The sequence below is a fragment of the Streptomyces uncialis genome (assembly GCF_036250755.1).
Lineage (GTDB): Bacteria > Actinomycetota > Actinomycetes > Streptomycetales > Streptomycetaceae > Streptomyces > Streptomyces uncialis.
On sequence record NZ_CP109583.1, the window covers coordinates 2174587 to 2192042 of the forward strand.

Sequence of the window (17456 nt, forward strand, 5' to 3'; positions counted from 1 at the left end):
TCCGTGTTCCCGACCCTGCCGCGGGGCTCGCTCCGTCGGCCGCCGGGGCCTGATGGCGGCGCTGATCCTCGCTCATTTCCTGCTCGCCGCGTGCGCGGGGCCGCTCGTGGGGCGGCTGGGTCCACGGGCGTTTTTGGTACTGGCGGTGCCGCCCGCCGTGACCGTGGGGTGGGCCGCGTTCCAGTGGGGCACCGCCGCCGGGGGCGGTGCGGTCACCTGGTCGCTGGCGTGGCTGCCCGCGTACGACGTGTGGCTCGCGCTGCGGATGGACGCGCTCGCGCTGCTGATGGTGCTGCTCGCGGCCGGGGTGGGTGCGCTGGTCCTGGTGTACTGCGTGCGGTACTTCGACGCCGGGACGCCGATGCTGGGGCGGTTCGCGGGGAATCTGCTGGCGTTCGCGGGGGCGATGCTCGGGCTGGTGCTCGCGGACGATCTGGTGGTGCTCTATGTGTTCTGGGAGCTGACCACCGTCTTCTCCTATCTGCTGATCGGGCACGGCAGCGAACGCAAGCAGAACCGGCGCTCCGCGCTCCAGGCGCTGACGGTGACGACGCTGGGCGGGCTCGCGATGCTCGTCGGGTTCCTGATGCTCGGTCGGGCGGCGGGCACGTACCGGATCTCGGAGCTGGTGGCGAACCCGCCGACGCCGTCCACCGCCGTGTCGGTGGCCGTGGTGCTGGTGCTGGTGGGCGCGCTGTCGAAGTCCGCGATCTGGCCGTTCAGTCTGTGGCTGCCGAACGCGATGGCCGCGCCGACGCCGGTGAGCGCGTATCTGCACGCGGCGGCGATGGTCAAGGCGGGGGTCTATCTGGTGGCGCGGCTGGCGCCCGCGTTCGCGGACGCGCCGCCGTGGCGGCCGATGCTGCTGGTGCTCGGTTCGGCGACGATGCTGCTCGGGGGCTGGCGGGCGCTGCGGCTCAACGATCTGAAGCTGGTGCTCGCGTACGGCACGGTCAGTCAGCTGGGGTTCCTCACCGTGCTGGCCGGGGCGGGGAACCGGGACGCCGCGCTGGCCGCCGCCGTGATGATCCTGGCGCACGCGCTGTTCAAGGCCCCGCTGTTCCTCGTCACCGGGATCGTGGACCACGCGACGGGCACCCGGGACCTGCGGCGGCTGTCCGGGGTGGGGCGGACGCTGCCGTGGGTGGCGGGCACGGCGTGTGTCGCGGGCGCGTCGATGGCGGCGCTGCCGCCGCTGCTCGGGTTCGCCGCGAAGGAAGCCGCGTTCGAGGCGCTGCTGCACGGCGGCACGGCGGACCGCTGGGCGCTGGCCGCCGCGACGGTGGGTTCGGCGCTGACCTGCGCGTACACCCTGCGTTTCCTGTGGGGGGCGTTCGCCCGTAAGCCCGGTCTCGCGGACACGCCCGCGCGCCGGGTGGACGTGGCGTTCCTCGGGGCGCCCGCGCTGCTGGCGGTGGCCTGTCTGGTGCTGGGGCCCGGGGTGCCCTGGCTGAACGGGCTGCTCGGCGCGTACGCGGACACCTTCCCGGCGCCCGCGCACCCCTATGAGCTGGCGCTGTGGCACGGGTTCGGCACCGCCCTGCTGCTGTCGGCGGCGGCCTGGGCGGGCGGTGTGGCGCTGTTCGTGCTGCGCGGGCCGGTGGTGCTGCTGTCGCGGCGGGTGGCCTGGCCGACGGCGGACCGGATGTTCGGGCTGGGGCTGCTGGGCCTGGAGCGGCTGGCGCTCCAGGTCACCGGGTTCTTCCAGCGCGGTTCGGTGTCCGTGTATCTGGCGACGGTCCTGCTGGTGCTGTTCGGCGGGCAGCTCGCCGTGCTGGTGGTGGACGAGCCGTGGACGGGGGCGGCGCCGCCCCGGCTGTGGGACTCGCCGGTGCAGGGCGGGGTCGCCCTGCTGACGTGCGCGGCGGCGCTGCTGTGTCTGCCGGTGCGGCGGCGGATGAAGGTCGTGGTGCTGGCGGGGCTCACCGGCTACGGCACGGCGCTGCTGTTCGTGGTGCACGGGGCGCCGGATCTGGCGCTCACCCAGTTCTGTGTGGAGACGGTCTCGCTGCTGGTGTTCGTGCTGGTGCTGCGGCGGATGCCGGTGTACTTCCAGGAGACGATCAGCCGCCGCCGGCTGCTGATGCGGGTGCCCTTCGCGCTGGCCGCGGCGGCGGTCGCCGGGACGTCGATGTGGGTGGTGGCCGCCGCGCGCGTGGCCGACCCGGCGGGCGGCGCGCTGGTCCGGGCCACCGCCGAGCACGGGGTGAAGGACGTGGTGGCGACGATCCTGGTGGAGTACCGGGCGTGGGACACCCTGGGTGAGTCGGCGGTGCTCGCGGTCGCCGCCGTCGGGGTGACGAGTCTGATCTATCTGCACCGCAGGACCGGGCCCGTCGAGGGCGGTGAGACGCTGCTCGCGCCGGGCGCCGCCGAGGCGCCCACCGCCCCGGCCGGTCCGACGGCGTGGTCGTACGGCTCACGGTTCGTCACCCGGGGGCCGGTCGCGGAGGACACCGCTCCCGAGCGGACGTGGCTGGCCGCCGGGGGCACGCTGGCGCCCGAGTACCGGTCGGTGGTGTTCGAGGTCGTCGCGCGGCTGGTGTTCCACCCGATCCTCGTGCTGTCGGTGTATCTGCTGCTGTGCGCGGAGAACCTGCCGGGCGGCGGCTTCGTGGCCGGTCTGGTGGCGGGGCTCGCGATGATGGCGCGGTATCTGGCGGGCGGCCGGCACGAGCTGGCCGACGCGGCGCCCGGCCATCCCGGGCTGCTCACCGGGCTCGGACTGCTGCTGTCCGCGTCGGTCGCCGTCGTCGGACTCGTCGACGGGACGGTGCTGCACGCGTTCTCCTACGACGGGCATATGCCGGTCGTGGGCCACTTCCACCTGGGCACCCCGGTCCTGTTCGACACGGGGGTGTATCTGCTGGTGCTCGGGGTGGTCCTGGACATCGTGCGGGCGCTCGGGGCCCGGGTCGACCGGCAGATCGAGCACGCGGCCCGCGCGGCGCACCGGGAGGCCGGCCGGTGACCGTCAGTCTGACGCTGCTGGCGACCGGGTCACTGCTGTGCGCGGTGGGCGGGGTGCTGCTGCTGATGCGGGCGCTGACCCGCATCCTGACCGGTGCGGTGATCCTCAGCAACGGGATCAACGTCCTGATGCTGACGGCCGCCGGGGCCGCCGGTCCACCGCCGCTGCTCTACCCCCGGGTGGACATCGCGCGGGTCACCGATCCGCTGCCGCAGGCCATCGCGCTGACCGCGATCGTCATCACCCTCGCGACCACGGCGTTCCTGCTGGCGATGGCGTACCGCAGCCAGCGTGTCAACGGCTCCGACGAGGTCATCGACGACATCGAGGACCGGCGGGTCGCGCTGCGCGCGGAGGTGCAGGAGCAGCGGGCCGCGCTGCGGGAGCTGCACGGGCCCCGGGGGCGGGGCCCGGAGGGCGACCGGGACGAGTACCTCTCGGAGCGCAAGCGGCTGCGGGCGATGCTGCGGGAGGACCGGGCCCTCCAGGCGCGGGCCCGGGACGCGTCGGGCGATCTGTGGAACGACATCCTCGGCGAGGACCCGGGCGACCACCCGGACCCGTCCGCGCCTCCCGCGGCCCCCGACCACCGCGACCCGTCCGAGCCCCCCGTACCCCCCGATCACCGTGAACCGCCGCCCGGCGGCGCCGAGGAGGGCCGTCCGTGAACGCGCTCGTGCCGCTGCCCGTCCTGCTGCCGCTGCTGGCCGCCGGGTCCGAACTCGTCCTCGGCACCCGCTACCCGCGCGCCCAGCGGTTCGTCGGTGTCGCCGTGCTGACGGCCGTGCTGGGGCTGTCGCTGACGCTGCTGGTGGCCGCCGACAGCCGGGGGCCGATCGTGATGCACCTGGGGGACTTCGCGCCGCCGCTCGGCATCACGCTGGTCGCCGACCGGCTGTCCGCGCTGATGCTGACGGTGTCGGCGGCGGTCACACTGTGCGTGCTGGTCTACTCGGTCGGCCAGGGCATGGCCGACCGGGAGGAACAGTCGCCGCTCGCGGTCTTCCACCCCGCCTACATGGTGCTGGTCGCCGGGGTGTCGTGCACGTTCCTCGCCGGTGACCTGGTCAATCTGTACGTCGGCTTCGAGATCATGCTGGTGGCGAGCTTCGTGCTGCTGACCCTCGGCGGTACGGCGGCCCGGCTGCGCGCGGGAGCGACGTACGTCCTGGTGTCGCTGGTCTCGTCGATGGTGTTCTTCACGGCGGTCGCCCTGACCTACGCGGCGGCGGGCACGGTGAACCTCGCGCAGCTCGCCGTCCGGCTGGCGGAGCTGCCGATCGGGGTGCGGACCCTGCTGGAGGCGACGCTGCTGACGGTGTTCGCCGTGAAGGCCGCCGTCTTCCCGCTCGCCGCCTGGCTGCCCGACTCGTACCCGACGACCCCGGCGCCGGTCACGGCGGTGTTCGCGGGACTGCTCACCAAGGTCGGCGTGTACTGCGTGCTGCGCACCGAGACCCTGCTGTTCCCCGGCAACCGGCTGGGAGACCTGCTGCTGGTGGCGGCCCTCGCGTCGCTGGTGGTCGGGGTGCTCGGCGCGGTCGCCCAGACCGATCTGAAGCGGGTGCTGTCCTTCGTCCTGATCAGCCACATCGGGTACATGATCTTCGGGATCGGGATCGGTACCCGGGCGGGACTGGGCGGCGCGATCGTGTACGTCGTCCATCACATCACCGTGCAGACCGCGCTGTTCCTGGTGGCCGGGCTGATCGAGCGGCGGACGGGCACCACCGAGCTCACCCGGGTCGGCGGACTCGCGGCGGCCGTCCCCGCGCTGGGGGCGCTGTTCCTGCTGCCCGCGCTGAACCTCGCCGGGATTCCGCCGATGTCCGGGTTCATCGGGAAGCTGGAGCTGCTGCGGGCGGGTGTCGCGGACGCCGGGGTCCTCGCGTACGTCCTGGTGGGGGCGGCCTCGCTGACCAGTCTGCTGACCCTGTACGTGATGGCGAAGGTGTGGAACCTCGCGTTCTGGCGGGCGGCCCCGGCGGGAGCGGCCGAACGCGGGACGGTGCTGGAGGAACCCGACACCGACGACTCCGGCCCGGACCCGGACGACGTGGTGCGGCGGCCCGCGCCCGCCGGGCAGGCCGTGACCGCGACGCTGTCCGGGCGGGCCATCACCGTCACCACCACCACGGACCGGCTGCCGCGCACCATGACCTGGGCGACGGCCGCGCTGGTGCTGCTGTCCCTCGCGTACACGGTGCTGGGCGACCCGTTCACCGCGGTCACCGGGCGGGCGGCGGACGAGCTCCTGGAACGTTCCCCCTACATCGAGGCGGTGCTCGGCCAATGACGTCCCCGTGATCTCGGTCAGGTTCCATGACCCGGGGCTGCCCCCGTACAGCTGTGTGGTGGTGGGGCGCCGGCGGCGGGTGCTCGATCTGCCGCTGATCGCCTGGCTCACCGTCGTATGGGTGCTGCTGTGGGGCAATCTCAGCGTCGCCAATGTGGTCGGCGGGGCGCTGGTCGCGGTGGTGGTGTGCCTGGTCTTCCCGCTGCCGCTGGTCAACATCGGGCTGCGGCTGCATCCGCTGGGCATCGCGCGGCTGGCGGTGCGGCTGGTGTGGGAGATGTACACGGCCGGGCTGAAGGTCTCGCACCAGATGCTCGACAACCGTCCGTTCCTCGCGGCCGTCCTCGCCGTCCCGCTGCGCTGCCGCGGCGATCTGATGCTCACCGCGACCGCGGTGGCCGTCTCCAACATCCCCGACGGCTCGGTGGTCGAGGTCCACCGGGCGCAGGCCACCCTCTTCGTGCACGTCCTGGAGGCCGACGACCCGCGGACCCCGGAGCGGACCCGGCAGGCCGTGTGGCGGATGGAGGAGCTGGTCGTACGCGCGTTCGGCGACCGGGACGAGATCGCCCGGGTCCGCGAAGCGCCGCCCCGGCCGGAGGGCGCCCGGTGAGCGCCGCGCGGAACGTCGACCAGGTGCTGCTCACGGCCGCCGCGGTGATGATCCTGCTCGCCGGGGCGCTGGTGCTGTACCGGGTGTGGCGCGGCCCCTCGATGCTGGACCGCGCGATGGCGCTGGACGTGTGCGCCGCGCTGATGATCGCGGGCATCGCGGTGCGCTCCGCGCTGAACCGGGACGCCTTCTACTTCCCGGTGATGCTGGTGCTGGCGTTCCTCGGCTTCACCGGGTCCGTCGGCATCGCGCGGTTCATCGCCGTCCGGGACCGGCCGCCGGACCCGACCCGGGCCGGGGAGGAGGGCCGGTGAGCGCGGGCACGCAGATCGCGGACACCGCCGGGGCGGTGCTGCTGTTCCTCGGGGCGGCGGTGAGTCTGCTGGGCGCCATCGGGATGGTGCGGATGCCCGATGTCCTCTCCCGCAGCCACGCGGCCACCAACCCCCAGGCGCTGGGCATGCTGCTGGTGCTCGCGGGGGTCGCGCTGCGGCTGCGCAGCGGCATCGACCTGGGGACGCTCGGACTGGTCGGCTTCTTCCAGCTGCTGACCGGCCCGGTCTCGGCGCATCTGGTGGCCCGGGTCGCCTACCGCACCGGGTACGCGGGCCGCGAGGGCCTCGTCTTCGACGATCTGGACGCGCAGCTGAGCGCGGTGCCGCAGGACGGGGAGGGGGGCACGGGGCCGGGTGGGGGACGGTGATCCGCCGGGACGGTGGGGCGGCCGGGGTGGGCGGTTCGCCGAGGCCGCCGGTCCCCCGGTGGCACTGCGGCCACAGTGGTGACATGTTCAAGCTATGTTTGGCCGGGTGATTGCGGAAGCTACGGCACAGTCGATCGTGGACGACATCGCCGGCCGCCTCGGGGTCAGCGTGAACATCATGGACGAGCGCGGGGTGATCATCGCCAGCAGCGACCGTTCCCGGGTGGGCGGCGCGCACGGCGGGGCACTGCACGTGCTGTCCACCGGGATGCCGCTGTCGGTGACCGCCAAGGAGGCCCGTTCGCTGGACGGGACCCGGGCGGGCGTCAATCTCCCGCTGTGGCTGAACGGGAACGTCGTCGGGGTCGTCGGGGTGCGGGGCGAACCGCGCGAGGTCGGGGAGATCGCGCGCGCGGTCGCGCGGCTGGCCGAACTGATGGTGATGCAGGAGGCGTTCCTCGGTGAGGCCGGCTGGCGCCACCGGGTGCGTCAGCAGATCATGGAGGACCTGCTCGCGGCCCGGCTGACCGAGGAGGGCTTCCGCCAGCGCCAGCAGCTCGCGGGGTGCCGGGTCGAGGCGCCGTACTCGCTGTTCGCGCTCCGGCACGCGCCCGCCGCCGCGTACACCGAGCCCCGGGACCTGTACCGGCTGCTGGAGGTGGACGAACGCTCCGCGCTGGTCGTGGCGGACGCCGCCGGGGTGGTGTGGACGGTGACCGGCGGCTCCACCTCCGTCGCGCTGCGGTACCGGCTGTCGGGACTGTGCGCGGCGCACCCCGACACGGGCGTCCTGGACGCGGGCCGGGTGGACGACTTCGGGGCGCTGACGGAACTGACCGGGCAGGCCCGCTTCGCGCTGCGCCGCCGACTGGTCGGCGAGGTGCGGCTGGCGGACCTGGAGCTACCGGTGCTGCTGGCGCGGCTCGATCCGGGGGTACGGGTCGAGACCGCGGAACGTGTCCTCGGGGCGCTGTCCGCGGAGCTGCGCAACACCCTGCGGGCGTACTTCGCGCACGACTGCGGTGTGGTGGAGGCCGCCCAGGCCCTGAACGTGCACCGCAACACCCTCGCGTACCGGCTGGGCCGGGTCGCCGAGCTGACCGGCCGCGATCCGCGGGCGTTCCAGGACGCGGTGGTGCTCCAGGTCGCGCTGCACCTCGCCGAGATCGACCAGGACCAGCCGCCCCGCTGAGACGGTGTCCGGCGCCTTGGGCCGGGTCGGATCCGCCGCTTCGTCGAGGGGCCGGGTCCGCCGCCCCGCCGCGCGACCCGCCCCGCCGCGCGACCAGGTTCCGCCGCGCGACCAGGTTCCGCCGCGCGACCAGGTTCCGCCGCCCCGCTGAGACGGCGTCCGGCGCCTTGCCGGGCAGGGCCGCGCGAAGGGCCGCGGGGCGTCCAGCGGAACGGCCGTCACGCTGTGTCGTGCGCTGTTCTCGTGCGCGGTGCACAAATCCAGGGGTGCCCGGGGGCGGAAAATCCGGTCGCCCCGCCGATGCCGCCCCTGCCTTCCCGTACCTAAAGTGCCGACACAGCTCAAGCAGAGCCGCCCCTCCCCGGAGTTCCCCTCCGCCCGGGTGTTCTCCCACGAAAGGCCGTGGACGTGCGTGTCGTCATCGCTCCGGACTCCTTCAAGGGCAGTCTGACCGCCGCCGAGGTCTGTGCGGCCATCGAGAACGGGGTGCTGCGTGCCCTCCCCCACGCGGAAGTGGCCCGGGTGCCGATGGCCGACGGGGGTGAGGGCACCCTCGACTGCGTCGGCGCGGCGACCGGCGGCCGGGAGATCACCCTGACCGTCGGCGGTCCGATGGGCCGTCCCGTCGATGCCCGGTACCTGCTGTCCGCCGACGGGACCTCCGCCGTCGTCGAACTCGCCGCCGCCTCGGGGCTGCCGCTGGTGGAGCCCGGCGAGGTCGACGCGCTGCGCGCCGACACCACCGGCACCGGTGAGCTGATCGCGGACGCCGTGCGCCGGGGCGCCCGTGAGGTGCTGGTGTGCATCGGCGGCAGTGCCAGCACCGACGGCGGCACCGGGCTGATGCGGGCCCTCGGCGCCAGCTTCCTGGACGCCGACGGCGCCGAACTCCCGCCGGGCGGCGGCGCCCTCACCGAACTGGCCCGTATCGACCTGGACGGGCTGGGCGACGAGGTCCGGGGCACCCGGTTCCGGATCGCCTGCGATGTGACCAATCCGCTGGTCGGGCCGGAGGGCGCCGCCGCGGTGTTCGGCCCGCAGAAGGGCGCCACCGCCGACCAGGTCCGGCGGCTGGACGAGGGGCTGACCCGCTTCGCGGACGTCCTCGACCGGCAGTTCGGCGTCCGGGTCCATGATCTGCCGGGCGCGGGCGCGGCGGGCGGCACCTGCGGCGGGATGCTCGCGGTACTGGACGCCGAGGCCGTCAGCGGCTGCGAACTGGTCGCCGACACGGTGGGCCTCGCCCGTCAACTGGACGGCGCGGAGCTGGTGTTCACCGGCGAGGGCCGGGTGGACCGGCAGAGCGCGGGCGGCAAGGTCGTCTCGCTGGTCGCCCGGCTCGCCGCGGAGCGCGGCATCCCCGTCGTCGCGCTCGCCGGTCAGCTCGTCCCCCCGCTCGACGATCTGCACGCGCTGGGTCTCACGGCCGCGTTCAGCATCGCGGACGGTCCGCGCCCCCTCGCGGACATGACCGTCTCGGCCGCGGAGCTGCTGTCCGGCGCGGCCGAACAGATCGTCCGGCTGCGGGTCGGCTGACCCGGCCGGGCAGGCACCCGTACGACCGGTTCCGCCGGGCCCCGACGCCCCCGGGACGCTGCACGGCCCGTACCCCGCCCTGCCCCCGCTCCCCCACACCCGTCACCTCCCCCACATCCACGGCGTCCCCCCGCACCCGGACCGCCCAGGACTTCCCCGGTTCCCCACCCTGGGCGGTCCGGTCCTCCGCGCCAAGGCCCCACCCGCCCCCCACAGCCCAAGGTCCCCACCGCCCCCACAGTCCCTTCCTCTCCGGTCCCTACGAGGAGTTCCATGAGCACCGCCGGCCCCGCCCTGCTCGCAGCTCTGGCGGCGAGCATCGCCCTGATCATCTTTTTGTGCGGCCGCTTCAAGCTGCATCCGTTCCTCGCCATCGTCCTGTCCACCTACGCGTTCGGCATGATGGCGATGGGCATCGGTGCCGCGACGGGCGCCGACGAGCGCTTCGTCGACAATCTCGGCACCACCATCGCCGAGGGCTTCGGGACGATCCTCGCCAGCATCGGTCTGGTGATCCTCTTCGGCACGATCATCGGCAAGGTGCTGGAGCGCACCGGCGCGGCCGTCACCCTGGCCGAGGCCGTGCTGAAGGTGGTCGGCAAGCGGCATCCCGCGCTCGCCATGTCGCTGATCGGCTGGGTCGTCTCGATCCCCGTGTTCTGCGACTCGGGCTATGTGGTGCTGTCCCCGCTCCAGCGCTCGATCGCCCGTAAGACGGGCAAGAACCCGGTGGTGCTCGGTACGGCGCTGGCCACCGGTCTGTACGCGTCGCACACCTTCGTCCCGCCGACGCCCGGCCCGATCGCCGCCGCGGGGAACGTGGGCATCGGCTCCGACGGTCTCATCTGGGTGATCCTCTTCAGCATCCCGGTCTCGCTTGTCGCCGCGCTCGCCGGTCTCGCCTGGGCGCTGCGCCGTACGGGCAACCTGGAGAGCAAGCTGCCCGACGCGCACCAGACGTTCGAGGAGTACAAGGCCCAGTTCGACCGCCTGCCGAGCCTGAGCCGGGCGCTGACCCCGATCCTGCTGCCGATCGTGCTGATGGCCGTCGGTTCGGTCGCGGCGTTCCCCTCGGGTGACGGCACCCTGGTCGACGGGGCGTTCGGCAGTCTGCTCAAGGACCTGGGCAACCCGGTCAACGCGCTGCTGATCGGTGTGCTGCTGGCGCTGGTGCTGCTGCCCAGCAAGCTGGACGCGAAGGCGCTGACCACCTGGGTCGCCGAGGGTCTGGTGGACGCGGCCCCGATCCTGGTGATCACCGGTGCGGGCGGCGCGTTCGGCGCGGTGATCAAGGGCACCCCGATCGCGGACTACATCGCCACGCTGATCGGCGACGGTTCGGCGGTCAGCGGTGTCACCGCGCTGCTGGTGCTGTTCGCGCTCGCCGCGCTGCTGAAGACGGCCCAGGGCAGCAGTACGGCGGCCCTGATCATCACCTCCACCCTGGCGCAGCCGCTGCTGCCCGCGCTGGGGCTGGACGGGAACCTCGGCTCCATACCCATCGGCCAGGTGATGGCCGTGATGGCGATCGGCGCCGGCGCGATGGTCGTCAGCCATGTCAACGACTCGTACTTCTGGGTGGTGTCGCAGTTCTCCGGGATGGACGTGAAGACCGCGTACCGGGCCCAGACGGCGGCCACTCTCGTGCAGGGACTCTCCGCTCTGGTCGTGGTGCTTGTCATGGGTGCCTTGCTGCTGTAGCCATCGGCCGGGGGGTGGCAGGCCCGCCGCCCCCCGGGCCCAGGGAAGTGGAGGAGTCGGTCGTACGGCGGCGGGGCAGGGCGAGCCCCGCCGTTCGCTGTCCCCGGATGATCCGAGATTTCGTCGGTGCGTCACGCACCTGAGGAGGACGACGTGCACGAACTGCTGCCGGTTCTGAGCACCCCGCGCCACGCGGGCGGCCGGTCCGCGCTCACCTGCCGCTACCGCTGCGGTGACGCGTGTTTCCAGGAGGTCCCCAACACCAGCGCCAACGCGTACGCCGGTGACATCATCGCCGGGGCGCTCTCCCGGCGTTCGATGATGCGGGCCGCCGCCGTGGTGACGGTCGCCGCCGCGGCCGGGGCCACCGCCGTCGGTCCGGGCGCGGGGCGGGCCGAGGCCGCTGCCGCCGCCCGGCCGACGAGTTCCCGGCACGGCCGGACGGACGGGGCCCGGGGCCTGCGCTTCACCCCGGTCGCCCCCAACGAGCACGACACGGTGACCGTACCGGCGGGCCATGCGCAGAGCGTGGTGATCCGCTGGGGCGAACCGATCCTGCGCGGTGCGCCGGACTTCGACCCCGAACGCCAGAGCGCACGGGCGCAGTCCGGTCAATTCGGCTACAACAACGACTTCCTGTCCCTGCTGCCGCTGCGGGGCGAGCACGGGCGCCAGGTGATGGTGGCGAACCACGAATACACCACCGAGACGCTGATGTTCCGCAACTACGACCCGGAGAACCCGACGCGCGAGCAGGTGGAGATCTCCTGGGCCGCGCACGGTCTGTCGGTGGTCGTGGTGGAGGAGCGGCGGCGGTCGGGCGCGCTGGCGCCGGTGCCCCGGCACCGGCTCAACCGGCGGATCACCGCGACCACCCCGTTCCGGATCACCGGCCCGGCGGCGGGCGCGCCCCTGCTGCGCACGGGCGCCGATCCGTCGGGGACCCGCGCGCTCGGTACGTTCAACAACTGCGCGGGCGGTACGACGCCGTGGGGCACCACGCTGCACGGCGAGGAGAACATCAACATCTACTTCGCCAACGGCTCCCGCCCCACGGACCAGCGGTACGGCATCGCGCCGGGTGCCACCGAGCGGAAATGGGAGCGGTTCGACCAGCGGTTCGACGTGGCCCGGGAGCCGAACGAGGCGCATCGTTTCGGCTGGGTGGTCGAGCTGGACCCGTTCGACCCGGACTCGGTGCCGCGCAAGCGGACCGCGCTGGGCCGCTTCAAGCACGAGGGGGCGCAGCCCCGGCTGACCGACGACGGCCGTCCGGTGGTGTACATGGGCGACGACGAGCGGTTCGAGTACTTCTACAAGTTCGTGTCGTCGCGGCGGATGATGCGGGGCACCTCGCGGGCGGCGCGGGAGCACAACCTCACGCTGCTGGACGAGGGCACCCTGTACGTGGCGAAGCTGACGGGCGACAGTCCCGGCGAGATCGACGGCAGCGGGCGGCATCCCGCCGACGGCGAGTTCGACGGCGCCGGTGAGTGGATCCCGCTGGCGACGGGTGAGGTCTCGCACGTACCGGGGATGACGGCGGAGGAGGTGTACGTGTTCACCCGGCTGGCGGCCGACCGGGCCGGGGCGACGAAGATGGACCGTCCCGAGGACGTGGAGCCGTCCCCGCGCACCGGGCGGGTGTACGTGGCGCTGACGAACAACACCGAGCGCGGCAAGCCGGGCAAGCCCGGCGCGGACGAGGCCAATCCGCGCGTCCTCAACAAGCACGGGCAGATCCTGGAGCTGGCGGAGGAGCGCGACGACCCGGCGCGGGAACGTTTCGCGTGGCGGCTGTTCCTGGTGGCGGGCGATCCGGCGGACCCGGCGACGTACTTCGCGGGGTTCCCCAAGGAGCGGGTCTCCCCGATCTCGTGCCCGGACAATGTCGCGTTCGACCCGCACGGCAATATGTGGATCTCCACCGACGGCAACAAGCTCGGTTCGAACGACGGGCTGTTCGGGGTGGCGACCCGGGGCGAGCGGCGCGGTGAGCTGAAGCAGTTCCTGACGGTGCCGGTGGGTGCGGAGACCTGCGGTCCCGTCATCCAGGACCGCAGGGTGCTGGTCGCCGTGCAGCACCCCGGGGAGCTGGACGGCGCGTCGGTCGAGAACCCGGCGAGCACCTGGCCCGACGGTCCGGGCCGGATCGTCCGCCCGGCCGTGGTCGCGGTGTGGCGCACCGACGGGCGTGACATCGGCGTCTGAGCCACGCCACGCCCGGTGCCCCGGCTCCCGCCGCCCCGCTGTCCGGGGTGGCGGGAGCCTTCGTGGTCCCCGGACCCTTCGCCGGCGGACCGGCGGGACCCGCGCACCCGGGCCGGTCCGGCCCCGTCCGGACGGCGCGGGGGCGGGCCGGGGCTGGGGTAACGTACCGGGCGCGGGTGCCGGACCCGGGTCATGAGCGGTGGAGGTGGTCGCGTGACGCGTACGAAGCAACTGCCGCCGGACAGTCCCTGGCAGGCACTCCAGGGCATCGGCGCGGCCGGGCAGGACGGGGTCGCGCAGGAGATCGCCGCGCAGGTCCAGCAGCTGATCCTGTCCCGTGAGCTGAGCGACGGCTCGCGTATTCCGTCGGAGCGGGATCTCGCGGTGCTGCTGTCGACCAGCCGCCCCACGGTGAGCCAGGCCATCCGCATCCTGGTCGTCAAGGGTCTGGTGGAGTCGCGGCGCGGATCGGGCGCGTACGTACGGCTGCGGCCCGAGGTCAACCTGGCCGCCTCGATGAGCCTGATGCTGGAGGTGGACCCGGAGTCGGTGGGTTCGCTGGCCGAGCTGCGGCTGTCGCTGGAGTCGACCGGGGTCGTCCGGGCGATCGAGCGGGCGACACCGGAGGAGCTCGCGGAGGCGGAGCGGGCGCTGCGGCGGCTGGCGGGCAGCGCGGGCGACATCGCGAGCTGGATGAGCGCGGACACCTACTTCCACGCGACACTGATCGGCGCCTCGCACAACACGTACCTCGCGGCGATGTTCGACAGCGCGCACACCGCGCTGATCGACTACGAGTACCGCGCGTGGGTCGACAGCGGCACGGTCCCCCGGTGGCTGGAGCCCGACCGGATCGGGGACCTGACGGCGATCCACGAGCCGATCCTGCGGGCGGTGCAGCGCCGGGACGTGGACGCGGCGCTGTACGCGGTGCGCCATCACCATGAGGTGATGAGCCGCCATCTGCGGCTGAGCGCGTGAGCCCCCTGAGACGTGTGAGCCCGAGGCGCGTAGGCCGCTGAGCGCGTGGGCCCCGCGCCCGCCCCGGCCTGTGAGGGCGAGGGTCGGGGGCGGGGCCCATGGTCGCGCCGCACCGCGACGGAAAGGCGCGCCCCGGCCGGGCCGGGGCGCGCGGGAACCGGGCGCGCGGGAACCGGGCGCGCGGGTCCTGGGTGCGCGGGTCAGTCGAAGTTGTTGGGACGGCCCTCACGCACATACGCGACGGTGTCCGCGATGTGCTTCTTGCTGTGGATGGACTTCTGCTTGGCCAGATGACCGAACATCTGGATGCCGAAACCGCCGTCGAGGTCGTCGGTGATCCGGCGGCGCCAGGGCCTGCGGACGATCTGGGTGGTCAGCCGCCGGGTGACCCGGGGCTTGGACATGATGTGGGCGGCGATCGTGCGGGCGCGCTCCAGCAGCTCCGCGCGCGGCAGCAGCTCGTTGACCATGCCCCACTCCAGCGCCTGCTGGGCGCTGATGGCCTCGCCGGTGAGCAGCGCGTACGCGGCGCGCTTGACGCCGAGGAGTTCCTGGAAGCAGCTGTGGATACCGTCACCGGGTACCGAGCTGATGTCGTAGTGCAGATCGAAGACGGTGGCGTCCTCGGCGCACAGGGTGATGTCGCACATCAGGACGATCTCGGAGTGGAACCCCGAGCCGTTGAAGATCCCGATGGTGGGGATCTCCAGGTCGTTGATCAGCGAGCTGACATTGATCCGGCCGTCCTTGTAGGCGTACTCGTACGCCCAGTGCGGCAGGTCCTCCTCCTCCAGCGCGAACCCTTCCGGGTCGGCGTCCATCATGAACTCCTCACCGCTGCCGGTGAGGATCAGGACCTCGTTCTCGGGGTCGGCGCCGATCGTCTTGAGCATCTGGCCGAGGGCCCGGTGGTTCTGGACGCTGAGCTGGATCGGGCCGCCGAGGGTGTGCGCGCGGGCGACGATGACACCGTCGGTCCGTTCGAGGTGGAAGAAGTCCTTGAACGTCTCGCGGTACTCCTCGAAATCCGGGGTGGGAATGAACTCCTGGAGCGACATCGGGTGCCCCCTCCTTGGCTGGCGTGCGGGTGGGTGGTGCTGCTGGGTGGCGCTTCGGGTGCTGCTGGTGGTGCCGGTGACACGCGTGGTGCCCGTGCTTCCGGTGGTGCTCGTGCTTCTGGTGGTGCTGTGGTGCGGCCGACAGCTGGCCGTACGGCAACTTAATTGGCTTAACCACTTACGACCGTAGATCGACAGCAAACCCCCGGTCAAGGCCCTCTTCGCTCACCACTTGCCCTGAAAGGCCCTCGCAGGGCGATTGACGACCCCCGCCACCCTCCCTACATTGGCTAGGCCACTCAGTGCTCCATGTCTTCTGGAGGGATCACCACCGATGCTGATGCCCACCGTGCGGCGCTTCTCCGACCCGGGAAGCCGCTGGACAGTCACCGATCCCGTGGAGCTGGCGCTGCGCGTCCGGCTCAACGCGGTCCGCATGGTCGCCCCGCAGGGCTTCGGCTATCTCGGACAGGCCCTTTCCTCCGCCGAGCAGGTCGCCGCGCTGTTCAGCGCCGCGCGGCCCGGCCGGGACCGGCTGGTCTGCTCACCCGGCCACTACGTCATCGGCCCGTTCGCCGCCGCCGTCGCGCTCGGGCTGCTGGACGAGAGCGCGCTCAGGGACTACGGGAAGAACGGCTCCGGGGTCGAGGCCATCGGCAGCGAGCGCTCCCCGGTCGTCGACCACACCTGCGGCTCGCTCGGGCAGGGGCTGTCCGCCGCCGCCGGCTTCGCCCTGTCGGACCGGATGCGCGGACGGGACGTCCGCACCTTCGCGATGGTCAGCGACGGCGAGCTGGAGGAAGGCCAGGTATGGGAGGCCGCCATGTTCGCCGCGCACCACGGGCTCGCCTCGCTCACGGTGCTGGTGGACGCCAACAACTCGCAGGTCGACGGGCCCGTCGACACCGTCACCACCCTGGAGCCGATCGCCGCGAAGTGGGAGTCCTTCGGCTGGCACACGGCCGATGTCGACGGTCATGACCCGGTGGCCCTGGCCGCCGCGCTGGCGGACGCGGACGCGGAGCCGGACCGCCCGAGCGTGGTCGTGTGCCGGACCTCCACCAGCCATGGACTGGACTGTCTGCCGCCGGACGCCGACGGCCACTTCATCAAACTGTCCCCGGAGCTGGCCTGGCGGGCGATCGACGAGCTGACCCGCGAGCTGGAGGCACTCCATGCGTAGGCCCCCTTACCCCGTACGCACCAAGCCGTACGGCACCGCGTTCCTCGAACTGGCCCGGGAGCGGCCCGAGATCGTGTGCCTCAGCGGGGATCTGACCCGGCAGTGCGAGATCGATCTGTTCCAGGCGGAGTTCCCCGAACGGTTCGTGCACGCGGCGATGGCCGAGGCGAACATGATGGGTGTCGCCGGGGCCCTGGCGCGCTCCGGTCATCTGCCGTTCGTCCACACCTTCGGCGTCTTCGCGACCCGCCGCGCCTACGACCAGATCGCCAACGCCATCGCCTACCCGGCGCTGCCGGTGCGGATCATCGGCTTCATGCCCGGGGTGTCCACCCCCGGCGGACCGAGCCACCAGGCCATCGACGATGTGGCGCTGATGCGGGCCCTGCCCAACATGACGGTCGTCGATGTGGCGGACGCGGTGGAGACGGCGCAGGTGGCACGCGCCGTGGCCGACCTCCCCGGACCGGTGTACGTCCGGCTCAAGCGCGGGGAGATCCCCGTGGTGTTCGACGACGGACACCGGCTGTCGCTCCAGCACGCGGAGGTGCTGGCGCGCGGCATCGACGTCGCGCTGTTCTCCAGCGGGATGATGCTCGCGACCACGCTGGCCGCGGCGCGCACGCTGGAGGAGGCCGGGGTCTCGGTCTCCGTGGTCCACGTCCCCACCCTCAAACCCCTGGACGGCGCGACCGTACGGGAGGTGGCGGGCGGGGTCCGGGCCCTGGTCACGGCGGAGAACCACTCGGTCGTCGGCGGCCTCGGATCGGCGGTCGCGGAGACCCTCGCCGAGGCGGGCATCGGACGGCCGCTGCGCCGGATCGGCATCCAGGACACCTTCGCCGAGGGCTCCTTGACCGCGCCGTACCTCTTCGAACGCTACGGACTGTCGGTACGGCACGTGGTGGACGCCGCGTGGTCCGCCCTCGACCGCCCCGGCCCCGCACCCGAGACACCCGACACCCCGGAGACGACCACGGGGAGCGGGGCGTACTCCCCTGTCTGAGCGGT

The 17456-nt window shown here is 72.9% G+C and carries 14 protein-coding genes; 13 read left to right on the top strand and 1 reads right to left on the bottom strand.

The annotated features are described in order from the left end of the window. Positions 1 to 52 precede the first annotated feature (52 nt). From OG711_RS08870 to OG711_RS08920, 11 genes are all read left to right on the top strand, one after another. Positions 53 to 2971 (top strand): Na+/H+ antiporter subunit A, encoded by a 2919-nt coding sequence (locus OG711_RS08870; protein WP_329558998.1) that lies wholly within the window; start codon positions 53 to 55, stop codon positions 2969 to 2971. After that, a complete protein-coding gene (locus tag OG711_RS08875) occupies positions 2968 to 3639 on the top strand; it encodes a Na(+)/H(+) antiporter subunit C (protein WP_329558999.1) in 672 nt (223 codons plus the stop codon). The genes OG711_RS08870 and OG711_RS08875 overlap by 4 nt, the downstream gene beginning before the upstream one ends. After that, positions 3636 to 5267 (top strand): Na+/H+ antiporter subunit D, encoded by a 1632-nt coding sequence (locus OG711_RS08880; protein WP_073789891.1) that lies wholly within the window; start codon positions 3636 to 3638, stop codon positions 5265 to 5267. Before OG711_RS08875 ends, OG711_RS08880 begins: the two co-directional genes overlap by 4 nt. 7 nt (positions 5268 to 5274) lie before the next feature. Continuing rightward, positions 5275 to 5880, top strand: coding sequence for a Na+/H+ antiporter subunit E (locus OG711_RS08885; protein WP_329559000.1), 606 nt, complete (start codon positions 5275 to 5277; stop codon positions 5878 to 5880). Then, positions 5877 to 6194 (top strand): monovalent cation/H+ antiporter complex subunit F, encoded by a 318-nt coding sequence (locus tag OG711_RS08890; RefSeq protein WP_073789887.1) that lies wholly within the window; start codon positions 5877 to 5879, stop codon positions 6192 to 6194. Before OG711_RS08885 ends, OG711_RS08890 begins: the two co-directional genes overlap by 4 nt. Next, positions 6191 to 6583 (top strand): monovalent cation/H(+) antiporter subunit G, encoded by a 393-nt coding sequence (gene mnhG, locus OG711_RS08895; RefSeq protein ID WP_329559001.1) that lies wholly within the window; start codon positions 6191 to 6193, stop codon positions 6581 to 6583. Before OG711_RS08890 ends, mnhG begins: the two co-directional genes overlap by 4 nt. A 106-nt stretch (positions 6584 to 6689) precedes the next feature. Further along, complete coding sequence (locus tag OG711_RS08900) at positions 6690 to 7775, top strand: CdaR family transcriptional regulator (RefSeq protein WP_329559002.1); 1086 nt, start codon at positions 6690 to 6692, stop codon at positions 7773 to 7775. Between the two features lie 402 nt (positions 7776 to 8177). Beyond that, positions 8178 to 9311, top strand: a complete 1134-nt coding sequence (locus OG711_RS08905) for a glycerate kinase (protein ID WP_329559003.1) — start codon at positions 8178 to 8180, stop codon at positions 9309 to 9311. A 273-nt stretch (positions 9312 to 9584) separates the two neighbouring features. Beyond that, the gene (locus OG711_RS08910; RefSeq protein ID WP_329559004.1) at positions 9585 to 11012 is read left to right on the top strand and encodes a GntP family permease; all 1428 of its coding nucleotides are present in this window, start codon (positions 9585 to 9587) and stop codon (positions 11010 to 11012) included. Positions 11013 to 11165: 153 nt separating this feature from the next. After that, positions 11166 to 13223, top strand: coding sequence for a PhoX family protein (locus tag OG711_RS08915; protein ID WP_329563699.1), 2058 nt, complete (start codon positions 11166 to 11168; stop codon positions 13221 to 13223). Positions 13224 to 13436: 213 nt separating this feature from the next. Further along, positions 13437 to 14204, top strand: a complete 768-nt coding sequence (locus tag OG711_RS08920; RefSeq protein WP_202535702.1) for a FadR/GntR family transcriptional regulator — start codon at positions 13437 to 13439, stop codon at positions 14202 to 14204. Between the two features lie 200 nt (positions 14205 to 14404). On the opposite strand, the gene OG711_RS08925 is transcribed toward OG711_RS08920, so the two are convergent. Continuing rightward, positions 14405 to 15262, bottom strand: a complete 858-nt coding sequence (locus OG711_RS08925) for an enoyl-CoA hydratase/isomerase family protein (protein WP_266507153.1) — start codon at positions 15260 to 15262, stop codon at positions 14405 to 14407. A gap of 334 nt (positions 15263 to 15596) precedes the next feature. Between OG711_RS08925 and OG711_RS08930 the strand changes: the two genes are divergently transcribed. Both OG711_RS08930 and OG711_RS08935 read left to right on the top strand, forming a co-directional pair. Continuing rightward, the gene (locus OG711_RS08930; RefSeq protein ID WP_218623273.1) at positions 15597 to 16445 is read left to right on the top strand and encodes a 1-deoxy-D-xylulose-5-phosphate synthase N-terminal domain-containing protein; all 849 of its coding nucleotides are present in this window, start codon (positions 15597 to 15599) and stop codon (positions 16443 to 16445) included. After that, complete coding sequence (locus tag OG711_RS08935; protein ID WP_329559005.1) at positions 16438 to 17451, top strand: transketolase family protein; 1014 nt, start codon at positions 16438 to 16440, stop codon at positions 17449 to 17451. Before OG711_RS08930 ends, OG711_RS08935 begins: the two co-directional genes overlap by 8 nt. Positions 17452 to 17456 lie beyond the last annotated feature (5 nt).